The sequence below is a fragment of the Brevibacillus sp. AY1 genome, from assembly GCF_029870785.1.
In the GTDB taxonomy this organism is placed as follows: domain Bacteria; phylum Bacillota; class Bacilli; order Brevibacillales; family Brevibacillaceae; genus Brevibacillus; species Brevibacillus invocatus.
Window position 1 is genome coordinate 1 of record NZ_JAFLPN010000019.1, and the last position, 11338, is coordinate 11338.

Here is an 11338-nt window from a genome sequence, read left to right on the forward strand (position 1 = left end):
GTACGGGTAATTGTTCTTTGGGCGGAACGTTTCCCAGTTTACAGAAGGTGCTTTTTTTATTCAAACCCCAAATTTATTCATTACAGGAATGGCTCCTTATGTGAACCACTTCTTATTTGTAACTATATTGATTACATGTAATAATATAAGTTACAGGTCGCTGCTTTGTCAACTGAAGGGTTCACTATTTGTCAAAAGTAGTTTATCCGATATAATGAACAGGAAATCCCGGCAGAAAGAAGGTTAACTCAATGTCCATCAGCAGTCGATTTGCTGTAGGAATCCATATACTTTCTCTACTTGAAATCAACAAAGACCAGGTCAATACCTCCGAGTGGATTGCGAGCAGCGTGAACACCAATCCCGTCGTCATCAGAAAAATTACAGGCTATCTCAAAAACGCTGGGTTGGTCCATGTTCGCCCCGGTATCGCAGGCGCTTGCCTTGCCCGTGACATCAAGGAGATTTCACTGCTTGATGTCTATAAAGCGGTGAATGTGGTACAAGAAAATGAACTGTTTGGCGTACACGAACAGCCCAATCCCGCCTGTCTGGTAGGTAAAAATATTCAGCAAGCCATCGAGCCGCTGTTTGCTTCTGCCCAGCTGGCTCTGGAAAAAGCATTGGAGAATGTGACAATCGCAGATGTGGTGAGCGATATTATCAAAAGAGATCAGTCGGGCATGGTCGAAAACAAAAAACCAGGAGATCTGTAAGGATCATTTCCTGGTTTATTTGTTCTTCCCAGCTATTCTGGATCACACAGTCTTTTTCCGAGTGGTGTCGTGATCCCATCCATGCTCACTGCATTTTTCTGCTTCCAGTATTTTTCCAAGCCATCTGTTCCCTTGTCTTGAGCCCATTTGACCAAGGTACTTCTTTCGCCTTCATAGGTGTAATAAGGAATGCTAAATCCGCAGGAAGTCTTGACTGATTCAATATCGGCAGCGATGATTTGTCTCGCTCCAGGAATGAGTTCAAAATGTGGAGCATATTCCTCCCAATCGGGAGAATCAGGCAAAATCACTTTGCCCTTGCCGTACAGTCGCAAAATCAGTGGCTTTTTCTGGAATGACACAAACATGAAAGTAATTCGGCTACTTTTGCAAAGATGTGCACTCGTCTCATTTCCGCTTCCAGTCAAATCCAGGTACGCTACTCGATGTGGAGAGAGGATACGAAACACATCATATCCTTTTGGAGACAGATTTACATGCCCGTCTGGTGCAGCAGTCCCTACAAAAAACATATGCTGTTCATTCATAAAGGCTTCATGCTCCGCTGATATGCTCTCAAATACACTTCCCACCCAGATCTCTCCCTTATCCCTGTTTTCATATCTCAAGCATTATTCCATATGCTCCCATTATAGGTGGAAAACATGCTAACCAAAAGAAAAAACGCCATTCTGCACAAGAATGACGTTCTAGGTATCCATCTCTTACTGGTGTTGGCCTTCCGTGTAGATTTGGAAGGTAACTCCGAATTTGTCTGTTACATCCCCAAATGCGGGACTAAAAAACGTTTCTTGCAATGGCATGTTCACTTTTCCGCCTTGTTGCAGGGCTTCAAAAATTTGCTTTGATTGTTCTACGTCACTGGAGCCGATACAGATCGTGACCTGATTTCCCTTTTGTACAGGTTGTCCTGGAAATGTATCCGAAAACATGAGATCCGATTCACCGATTCTGATCATCGCATGTCCGATACGATTTTTTGCTTCCTCCGGCATTGGATATTCAGGGTTTTCCGGCATCTCGCCAAAGGTTTGTTTCACTATAGATTTCTTCTCTATTGCTATCTTCATAAAACAGGATTACATGCTCTGCTTTTGAAAATAGCTGCGAAGCTTGGCGATGATAAAAATCACCAGAATACAAGCCAAACCGATCGCGATATACTTCAAATATCGTTCTACCAACATAAATATGTATTGCCATTGTTCACCGAAATAATAACCAATGGTAAAAAAGGCCGCTACCCATATCGCCAAACCAGTGTACGCGTACAACATCACTCTGCGAAATGGCACCCGAATAATTCCCATGAAGTAGCCAATAAATTGTCGAATTCCAGGTAAGAAAAAGCCGACAAACAGCACCTGTTCTCCATACTTTTCATAGTAACGACGTGTCTTTTCCACATGTGCGGGCTTCAAAAAGATCCACTTACCATACCGTTCAATCAAAGGTTGTCCCAATTGAAATCCGATCAGATACGTGATCGTAAAACCGAGAATTGCACCGAAATAGGCAAGAACAACAGCTATGCCGCCATGAAGCAACCCTTTGTAGGACAGATAACCCGTATAGGTCAATGTACTATTACCGGGCGGGATCGGCAGCGCGATAAAATCCAGCGGCAGACCTAACAAGAGTACCAAGTAACCGTATTGGGCGAATAACTGTTCGACGATTTCAATCAAGCGCATGTTCAAGCTCCTTGTGAGGTCCAAAATGCAATGGGTATCATTTCGAGAATCGTCCCGAATACTCCTCCATCGCCAAAAACAAGCCCCATTCCTTCTACGAATGGCGCTTGCTTTTGTTACAGGTTATACGATTATTTTTCCTCATCTGAATCCACAAGTTTGGGTACAAAAGGTTGGGACTTATCCGAAACCGGATTCTCAACATAATGCGCAAGAGCAGAAAGCTTGTTATCCCAAAAGCGCTCGTAAAAAGAAAGCCACTGCTTTATTTCCTGAAGAGGATCTGGCTGCAATCGATATCGAGTTTCACGGCCCACCTTCCGCTCATGCACCAACCCTGCCTCTGCTAGAATCCGTAAATGCTTGGATACTGCTGTACGACTCATGGGAAAGTGACCGCTGATGCTCGTGACGGCCATCTCCTGATCTACCAGCAATCTGAGCAAACTGCGGCGAGTTGGATCAGCGATTGCCTGGAAGACATCAACCTTGGGTGAGGGAGCGACCATTTTAGGCCTCCACGTACTTGCCAAGCGTCTGGACAAGCTTTTCCCAGCCTTGATTCATGTTGTCCCGAATCGGAGCATGAGGCGCACCAAATTCGGTAACTTTATCTGCAGACCAGCCATCGTGCGTCAGTGTGAATTCGGTTTGGTCTCCTTGTTCCTTCAACTCAAAAGTAATCGTCCAATCTTTTCCCCAATTGAACGATACGCGATTAGGCGGGTCTACCTCCGTTACTTTACAGGGAGACATGCCAAACTGTCCAGCATTCAGATGAAACTCATGCCCTTCTACAGGCAAAAAATCATTGGGCATGAACCAGGCGGCAATGCCTTCAGAAGTAGCAACAGCTTCCCACACTTTTTGAATAGGCGCTTGGAAAACCATCGTACGTTTAATGGGTGGCAGTGTGCCCTGCATGTCATGTGTCATTAACGAATTATCCTCCATTACGAAACCATTTGGTTGCATAAAAAGAATACGACACCAAAAGGTTGCGTGTCAAGATGCCAGTTTTTACCCGACGATTTGCGCATCTCTCTTAGTATTTCAAAAAACCTCCATTTATATGTTCCGAGTAAATAAGTTTTAGACTCTCCGCTGCTTATTGTGTTATCGAACCGTTAGCGTAATGCTTCCAGCCTTTTTGCTCGTTCAGACGCTTATGTAAAAACACTTTAGCCGATAATTTCTCATAATCCCAATTCATGGCTTCTATTGCAGTCGCTCCTGAATAATTCGTTTCCGCAATTTTTTTCATAGTTGTAGACCAATCAATCGTGCCGTCAAACGGTAACCCGTGTTGGGCATAGCTCCCGTTATTATCATGTAAATGTAGTGCCATCACCCTGGAACCGAACTTGGATAATAAATCATCGTTTGGATAGTAGCGGTAGTGATGCCCGCAGTCATAACAGAATCCGATACGCAGGGAATCCACTTGCTCCAGCACATATGCCAAATTAGCAAGGTTCCGTAAATTCTCCAGTGCAACATTGACACCAAGCTGTTCAGCTTTTTCAGTGATTCTTTTGATTCTATCCAGTCCCCGTGCATTATAGGGTTTGGAATCGCTAGGCAGGTGCACCACCATAGTCGGAATCTCAAACTCGGCGCAATCAGCAACACATTGCAAGTAACAATCGGTTAAGGCTTCACCAGTGGCAAACCTTAAAAACACGTGGTTGCTTTCTGAATAGAAACGTATAATCGCCCTACGATGTCTGATTATGGGATTTTCTTTATATACTTCATTTTTTTGAAGTGAGAGTCTCCTTAACGGACTTTACAACATTCGCACCAACCTCCCCTTTAATTCAGCGATTGCTGCTCAGTAAGTACTAGAAGAAGCGTCGATAAAGTTCACGCCGCCACTCTCCACGCCCCGTATTTCTTTTCAATGCCCATCTGATAGTTGGAATCACCATCCGGCGAGTAGGAATAGCATCTGTTACCAACTTTACAGGAGAACACTATACACAGGTAAAAACACGAAAAACCATCACTCCCTCAGTAAAATGCTTCTGAAGGAAGATGGTTTTTTCCAATCTTTTTAAGAATCGGACATGGTTACGGGTTTTACATACCTCGCCAATAGGCCATGCTTGGGAGAGCACAGGAAGCTGATCAAAAAGACGATACCCGTTGCAAACGCCATCGATCCAGATATGGACGTATCTAGCCAAACCGCAATGTAATAGCCGACCACTGCGGAAACTACACCAAAAGAGCTGCTTAGCACCAGCATGACAGACAGCCGATCTGTCCATAGGTAGGCGGATGCAGCCGGCGTAATCAGCATGGCGACTACCATAATAGCCCCCACAGCATCAAATGCGGCAACGGTGGTAACCGAAACCAGCGACATGAAGAGATAATGCATGAATACAACCGGGATCCCGATACTTGCGGCCAATCCGGGATCAAAGGATGTAATTTTCCACTCCTTGTAAAACGCCAAGATCACAATCAACACGACACTCAGCACCAAAAGTAGAATGAATGTGGCCTCTGGTATTTCCCCGATCCCAGGTAGTTCAATCACATTCCACGGGACAAAGGTGATCTCTCCCATCAGCGCATGCTTGACATCGAGGTGTGCATTACCTACCTGCGTAGCGATCAGAATGACACCGATGGCGAACAGAGTGGTAAATACAACTCCGATGGCAGCCTCTTGCTGGACACCACGTGCATGGAACCACTGTACCAAGACTGCTGTTAGTAAGCCTGCTATAATGGCCCCGATCAGCATATGCCCTCCACTTAGCTCTCTCGTGATGAGAAAAGCCGTCACAATTCCCAATAGTACAGTATGACTAATCGCGTCAGCCATCATGGCCATGCGGCGCAAGATCAGAAAAACTCCCACAAGTCCGCAAGACAGTCCAACCAGAGAGGCGGTTAATAGTATCCAGCCTGTATAACTCACCCCATCTCCCCTCCTCTTTCTGCACTGCTGCGCTCCATAGCTGCATAGACATGCTGTCTTTTTTGCGCCCTTAACTGCAGAGCCTTGACTAAAAGCCCTTTTTCCGAGCCAAACACGATCGAAATCACGAACAAAGCAGATGAGGCTATGACAATAAAGGGACCTGTTGGCCAGCCTACCCCCATCGTACTGATCAGAGTACCTGTCATTCCTGCTCCTCCTCCAAAGATCGCGGATAGAATGACCATCCATTTGAATGAATGGGTCCAATACCTTGCGCTAACGGAAGGAATAATCAACAGGGCAGCCATCAGAATCACACCCACAGCCTGAATTCCTATTACGATGACAAGAACGAGGACTGCCAGGTACACGCTGTTCATCAAACGGTTGTTTAATCCCAAGCCTCGGGCAAATTCGGGATCAAACAAGAATAGCTTCCATTCTTTAAACGCTATACATACTACCAAAATGACCACCGCAGCCAAGAAAAGCATGATTGTCACGTCTTTACGGACCATCGAAGCGGCCTGACCGAAAATAAAGCTGTCCAGACCACTTTGATTTCCTCCTGCTGTCCGGTTCACAATCGTCAGCAGCATGATGCCGAGTCCAAAGAATACGGAGAGAATCATGCCCATTGCCGTGTCTTCCTTGATGCGGCTCGAGGTTCGAATCCATTGGATCAGCAGGGCTCCGAGCAGCGCGCTCACTGCTGCACCTGCAATCATCACGGGCAGGTTTTTTGAACCGATCAGGGCAAAACCAATGACAACTCCAGGCAGCGCTGCATGTGACAATGCATCACTCATCAGGCTCTGCCGCTTCCAATAGGCAAGACATCCGATCATACCAGATGCCATCCCCAGAATCAGTGTGCTTAGCAGTACCCACTGTGCATTTGCGGAAAAGAGCATGCTCATCATTATGCCTCCCTCATCCAGCGAAGCGTCCCACCATAAGCTCGATACACATTGTCCTTCGTAAACACATCTTGTGTCCTGCCATGTGCCACTACCGTGCGATTCAGCAGCAGGACATGATCAAAGTAATCTTCAACGGTTTGCAAATCATGATGAACAACCATGACCGTCTTGCCTTTCTCTTTCAATTCCTTCAATGTCGTCATGATTGCACGTTCTGTAGCGGCATCCACACCTGCGAGCGGTTCATCCATGAAATACAGGTCGGCATCCTGCACCAAGGCACGAGCCAGGAATACTCGCTGCTGCTGACCTCCAGATAGCTGACTGATTTGTCGCTCTGCAAAATCGGCCATTCCCATCTGTTCCAGTGATGCAAGAGCCTTTTCTTTGTGGCTTCGGTTCGGCCATTTGAGCCAGCCCACCTGACCGTATAACCCCATCGTCACGACATCCAGAGCATTTGTTGGAAAATCCCAATCGACAGAGCCGCGTTGTGGAACATAGCCGATTCGCTTCTTCATCTTGCTGTGCGTGGATCCGAAGAAGGAAACGGTTCCTGACAGCTTTGGATGCAGCTCGAGCATGACTTTCAGCAAGGTTGATTTTCCGGCCCCATTTGGCCCCACGATGCTGGTTAGTGAACCGGGCTCTACGTTGAAGGTCACATCATGCAATACTTTATTTTTACGATAAGAGGCAGATAATCCATGTACCGCTAGAACTGTCATGATCCTCGTCCTTTCCTGCTCGCCTTTGCTCCAATACGCGGGTATTTGTGTTGCAAACGCTCATTCTGAATCCATGTTATGGCTTCAATGCTTGGTAGATCGTCTCGACGTTGTGGCGGTACATACCCAGGTAGGTTCCCTCTGGGGTTCCTGCATCTCCCATGGCGTCTGAGAATAGCTCTCCTCCAAGTTTTATGTCTAAACCAGCGCTTGCCGCTCCCTCGATTACGGCCTTGATGGAATTTTGATTGATACTGCTTTCCACAAAGACTGCCGGAATCTGGTGTTCGAGAAGCAGATTGATCGTCGTCTGAATGTCGGAAATCCCTATCTCATCCTCCGTACTCAATCCTTGCAGCCCAACCACCTTCATTTCCTGAATTCTTCCGAAGTAACCAAAAGCATCGTGCGCAGTGACAAGTACACGTTTTTCTTGCGGAATCTGTCTCAACTTTTCCAGCGACTCTTGCTTGAGTGTATCCAGCTCCGCGAAATACTTCGTTTTATTTGCCTCAAATAGATTGGCATGCTGCGGGGCAGCTTTTTTCAATTCCTCTGTTGCTGAACCCAACGCGATTTTCCAAAGATCGATATCAAACCACACATGCGGATCTAGCTGGCCCGTTTCATCCTTCAACAATTTATCCTGGGGAATGGATTCGGCAATAGCTGTGACCGGTTTCTTCTTTCCGATTTGCTTGAAGATTTCTACCATATTCCCTTCGAGGTGGATGCCGTTATAGAAGATGATATCTCCGCTCTCCAGTTTTTTTATGTCGCCCTGCGTGGCATTGTACAAGTGCGGGTCAACCCCTGGTCCCATCAAGCTTTCCACTTCCACCTTGTCTCCACCGATGACTGAGATCGGCTCCGCTATTTGCGCGATGGTGGTAACAACCCGTATCGTATCATTCCGTTCATTTGAGTCTGATGTTGCATTTTCTGACGCCGCACCACATCCCGCTAAAAACAAGGACAACGCCAAAACACCTGCCCCCCCATTTTTCCACAACCCTGTCACTCGTCGGTTACTCACACGACTCTCCTCCTGTTCCCAATCTCTTTTGCATATCTTTAACAAATATGCTCGTTTACAAAAATGTTTCCTTAAAGCAACTTTTGTTGTTATATACAAAATTAATGACCATCACATCATTTGTCAAGGTTTTTTCTCCAAAAAAAGTGTAAGGCGATCATGTTATAAAAGCCTTAAAGATAATATGAAAGCCTGTTTCTTCTCATTTTTACTCTAGGCAACATATTTTCGGGTAGCCAATATTTTTTTCTTCCATAATGTCACACGTAAGAAAAGTAAAATAAAGAAGCGCCATTTCCTCGTTGGAAATGACGCTTCATCATACACTCGAACCTGCATGTTTTGTTGGTTGATTGTTTTGTTGGACTCAGCCATTGCTGCGATCCGCTTCTTCTTTTTTCGATTTTTTACGTTTGTAATAAATGAACGCAGCGATTAGAGGGATTGCACACAAGCCCACATAAAGCGATACGTCTTTGGCCATTCCTTCTGCTGCCCGACCATACAAATAAAACAGTACACCCACTACGTAAAACTTAACCGCTCTACCAATTGCTGCGTAGGCGATAAGGCGCCACAGTGGAAAATGTAAGAAACCGGACAAGATCGTAAATACCTTAAACGGAATCGGCGTAAATGAACCAATGAGAATGGCCATTTCTCCATTTTTCTGAAACATGTGGGTAGCGGAGTCGATCCACGACTTCTTAAGGATTTTATTTAATATCTTGTCTCCTGCCAATTTTCCGATCAGATAGCCAAACGGCGTTCCCAAAATACAAGCAATGTATCCGATGGTAGCCAGCCACAGTGCTGAGGATGGATCCAAAATACTTAAGGATACTTGCAGTACAAATGCAGGAACGGGAAAAATAATCGCATCTGCGAACGAATGGATAAACATCCCTAGAGGACCCATATCGTGCAGCCAATCAAGTATGTTTTGAAGCATTGCACAACTCCTATCCACAGCAAACCCTGGGTCCACAATGCCTGCTTATCTTGATTTTGTTAGGGTCAAATCGACTCGATAACCCCCATCTACTCCAGTGCAATCTTGCAAACAATTGGCCCAGTGAGACAAGCAATACAGTTGGAGAGATGAACCCATCCTTGCTGACATTCACAATAGGATTTTCTACTCATTTTTCTATTGAGTGGCGAGATCATCAAGTACGAAATACCCCGATATCAATATTATAGAAAAGTTAAAGCGAGAAATCTATCCTACAATAAATTTAATTCAAATTTTTAGTTAAGATCTCCCGATAGATCCATGTTCAAACTTTGTTTAAAACCACTTCAATTTCCTGGTTTTTCCAGATCAATTCATTATTTGATTCGTTGTGGAATGAAAAAGCTTTCCTCCACCTGCAGTGCTGGTAGCGGTTTGCTAAAATAATAGCCTTGAATTTCCTGGCAGGCATTTTGGGTCAAAAACTCTAATTGATCCTTTGTTTCAATACCATCGGCGATCACATCCATGTTCAAATGCTTAGCCATTGAGATAATGGTCGCTACAATTGCCTGATCACTTGTATTATCCGTAATATCTGTGATGAAGGATCGATCAATTTTAAGCCTGTGAATCGGAAACTGTTTGAGGTAGCTAAGTGAGCTATAACCAGTTCCGAAATCGTCCAAGCTGATTTTGACGCCGAACTCATTTAATTGCTGCAGGATTTCTGTTGATACGGTAGCGTCCATCATCATGCTCTCGGTGATCTCCAGCTCCAGATACTCCGGATCAAGTCCCGTCTCTTCTAAAATACCGCGAATATACTCAATCAAATTCGGTTGATGGAACTGATGTGAAGAGAGATTGACCGAAACAGGTATCAGAGGTCCCCCAGCCAGATGCCATTTACGCATTTGACCGCACGCTTCACGCAGCGTCCAAGTGCCGATCTCATGGATCAGCCCGGTCTCTTCCGCGATCGGTATAAAAATGCCTGGAGACAAAGTGCCCTTTGTTGGATGATTCCATCTGACCAGCGCTTCGACGCCGACCATCTCATTGTTTCCTGTACGAATCTGAGGTTGGTAGTACAATTCTAATTCATTGCGCTGGACGGCCTTTCGCAAATCTCTTTCAAGCTCGATTTTCACAAGCAAATTTTCATCCAGCTCATTTGAAAAATAGCAGAAACCGTTTTTGCCATTCTTTTTTACCTCGTACATGGCTTTGTCTGCATTTTTCAGCAGCTGTTCCTCATTCTCGCCGTGTTCCGGATACAGCGCAATGCCGATACTTGCAGAGACGTAGTAATCATTGTGCTGAAGGTGATAAGGGACCTCAATCGCCTTTACCAAGCTCTCCGCGAGCTGGGTGATCGATCCACTGTCTGGGCATTCCTCGCATATCAGTGTAAATTCATCTCCGCCCATCCGAGCTACCATGACCTGGTAGCCATCTGTGCATTCCAATATTCTCCTGCTCATTTCCTGCAAGAATTGGTCTCCATAAGTATGGCCCAAAGAATCGTTTATCATTTTGAATCGATCAATATCCAGCATCATGACAGCGAATCGTGCTTTTTCATGACCACGGCGCGAAATTGTTTCCTGAAGCGCTTTGTGAAACATACGGCGGTTTGGCAACCCGGTCAATTCATCATGCATCGCCTGATGCTCGATAATTGCTTTGGCCTCCAACTCAACCATACGATTTTTTTCATCATAAGCTTCCAGAACAAGCTGTTGTTCAAAGCTCAGTAGCTTGGTGATCGCCTGAATGATTTCTTCATGCTCCGGAAGCTCATTTCTCATCTCGTTTGCAATGCGCAACAACGTATTCTGCAAATTTTGAAAAGAGCCCATATACCATTTCGGAGGCAGGCCAATTTTTTGATGGACGAGGGCAATTTTCATCCGTTTTTGGATAAAGGCATCGTCAATTTGACCAGAAAACATCTCTACCAGATGGTTGGACAACGTCTGGCGCAGACGATCCACTGTCGTGTGCTTAGTAATAATCTCATTAAGCTTGCCAACCTGTAAGATAGACTCATAGAAGGAAGCTGTAATCTGTTCAATGCGCGATGCAACTACCGGCCTGAACAAGGAGATTAAACGCATGTCTTCGTCGGTTAAATTAATCATACGCATCTGCAATTGGAGCTCGGAGGTCAAATTTAGCATGAAGGTAGCATCTCTTTTGTCGATATAATTCAACGTAGTTCGACATAATCCTTCATAATTTTGGCATAATTCTTCTATATCCTCTGGTTTGCGTCAAAATGATGTCAAAAGAAAACCCGGCACATGGATCAACGACGTGTT

Annotated in this window: 13 protein-coding genes; 1 reads left to right on the forward strand and 12 read right to left on the reverse strand. The window is 45.2% G+C overall.

Going from position 1 to position 11338, the window contains the following annotated elements; all coding sequences use genetic code 11:
- The first annotated feature begins 251 nt into the window (after window positions 1–251).
- The gene (locus JZI27_RS15280; RefSeq protein WP_122907413.1) at window positions 252–716 is read left to right on the forward strand and encodes an Rrf2 family transcriptional regulator; all 465 of its coding nucleotides are present in this window, start codon (window positions 252–254) and stop codon (window positions 714–716) included.
- A gap of 32 nt (window positions 717–748) precedes the next feature.
- Here JZI27_RS15280 and JZI27_RS15285 read toward each other — a convergent pair whose 3' ends face one another.
- From JZI27_RS15285 to JZI27_RS15340, 12 genes are all read right to left on the reverse strand, one after another.
- Entirely contained in the window at window positions 749–1309 is a 561-nt protein-coding gene (locus tag JZI27_RS15285) for a pyridoxamine 5'-phosphate oxidase family protein (protein WP_251245206.1), read from the reverse strand.
- A 132-nt stretch (window positions 1310–1441) separates the two neighbouring features.
- Window positions 1442–1807, reverse strand: a complete 366-nt coding sequence (locus tag JZI27_RS15290; protein ID WP_183184782.1) for a VOC family protein — start codon at window positions 1805–1807, stop codon at window positions 1442–1444.
- Between the two features lie 9 nt (window positions 1808–1816).
- Window positions 1817–2431, reverse strand: a complete 615-nt coding sequence (locus tag JZI27_RS15295) for a DedA family protein (protein WP_183184784.1) — start codon at window positions 2429–2431, stop codon at window positions 1817–1819.
- A 131-nt stretch (window positions 2432–2562) separates the two neighbouring features.
- On the reverse strand, window positions 2563–2940 hold the full coding sequence (locus JZI27_RS15300; protein WP_280208103.1) for an ArsR/SmtB family transcription factor: 378 nt from the start codon (window positions 2938–2940) through the stop codon (window positions 2563–2565).
- Between the two features lies 1 nt (window position 2941).
- Window positions 2942–3367: an SRPBCC family protein gene (locus tag JZI27_RS15305; RefSeq protein WP_122907416.1), complete on the reverse strand. Its 426-nt coding sequence runs from the start codon at window positions 3365–3367 to the stop codon at window positions 2942–2944.
- A 172-nt stretch (window positions 3368–3539) separates the two neighbouring features.
- Window positions 3540–4115 (reverse strand): sugar phosphate isomerase/epimerase family protein, encoded by a 576-nt coding sequence (locus JZI27_RS15310; RefSeq protein WP_280208106.1) that lies wholly within the window; start codon window positions 4113–4115, stop codon window positions 3540–3542.
- Between the two features lie 372 nt (window positions 4116–4487).
- Window positions 4488–5366, reverse strand: a complete 879-nt coding sequence (locus JZI27_RS15315; RefSeq protein ID WP_251245209.1) for a metal ABC transporter permease — start codon at window positions 5364–5366, stop codon at window positions 4488–4490.
- The gene (locus JZI27_RS15320) at window positions 5363–6292 is read right to left on the reverse strand and encodes a metal ABC transporter permease (RefSeq protein ID WP_280208108.1); all 930 of its coding nucleotides are present in this window, start codon (window positions 6290–6292) and stop codon (window positions 5363–5365) included. The genes JZI27_RS15315 and JZI27_RS15320 overlap by 4 nt, the downstream gene beginning before the upstream one ends.
- On the reverse strand, window positions 6292–7020 hold the full coding sequence (locus tag JZI27_RS15325) for a metal ABC transporter ATP-binding protein (RefSeq protein ID WP_280208109.1): 729 nt from the start codon (window positions 7018–7020) through the stop codon (window positions 6292–6294). Before JZI27_RS15325 ends, JZI27_RS15320 begins: the two co-directional genes overlap by 1 nt.
- Window positions 7021–7096: 76 nt before the next feature.
- The gene (locus JZI27_RS15330; RefSeq protein ID WP_280208110.1) at window positions 7097–8056 is read right to left on the reverse strand and encodes a metal ABC transporter solute-binding protein, Zn/Mn family; all 960 of its coding nucleotides are present in this window, start codon (window positions 8054–8056) and stop codon (window positions 7097–7099) included.
- 367 nt (window positions 8057–8423) lie between these two features.
- A complete protein-coding gene (locus tag JZI27_RS15335) occupies window positions 8424–9008 on the reverse strand; it encodes a YqaA family protein (RefSeq protein ID WP_280208112.1) in 585 nt (194 codons plus the stop codon).
- Between the two features lie 380 nt (window positions 9009–9388).
- Window positions 9389–11197, reverse strand: a complete 1809-nt coding sequence (locus JZI27_RS15340; RefSeq protein ID WP_280208113.1) for a putative bifunctional diguanylate cyclase/phosphodiesterase — start codon at window positions 11195–11197, stop codon at window positions 9389–9391.
- Window positions 11198–11338 lie beyond the last annotated feature (141 nt).

Bases quoted from the DNA above. Each gene is read 5' to 3' on its own strand.
- JZI27_RS15280 (WP_122907413.1), top strand. From the start codon at position 252: ATGTCCATCAGCAGTCGATTTGCTGTAGGAATCCATATACTTTCTCTA.
- JZI27_RS15290 (WP_183184782.1), bottom strand. From the start codon at position 1,807: ATGAAGATAGCAATAGAGAAGAAATCTATAGTGAAACAAACCTTTGGC.
- JZI27_RS15295 (WP_183184784.1), bottom strand. From the start codon at position 2,431: ATGCGCTTGATTGAAATCGTCGAACAGTTATTCGCCCAATACGGTTAC.
- JZI27_RS15300 (WP_280208103.1), bottom strand. From the start codon at position 2,940: ATGGTCGCTCCCTCACCCAAGGTTGATGTCTTCCAGGCAATCGCTGAT.
- JZI27_RS15305 (WP_122907416.1), bottom strand. From the start codon at position 3,367: ATGACACATGACATGCAGGGCACACTGCCACCCATTAAACGTACGATG.
- JZI27_RS15320 (WP_280208108.1), bottom strand. From the start codon at position 6,292: ATGATGAGCATGCTCTTTTCCGCAAATGCACAGTGGGTACTGCTAAGC.
- JZI27_RS15325 (WP_280208109.1), bottom strand. From the start codon at position 7,020: ATGACAGTTCTAGCGGTACATGGATTATCTGCCTCTTATCGTAAAAAT.
- JZI27_RS15335 (WP_280208112.1), bottom strand. From the start codon at position 9,008: ATGCTTCAAAACATACTTGATTGGCTGCACGATATGGGTCCTCTAGGG.
- JZI27_RS15340 (WP_280208113.1), bottom strand. From the start codon at position 11,197: ATGCTAAATTTGACCTCCGAGCTCCAATTGCAGATGCGTATGATTAAT.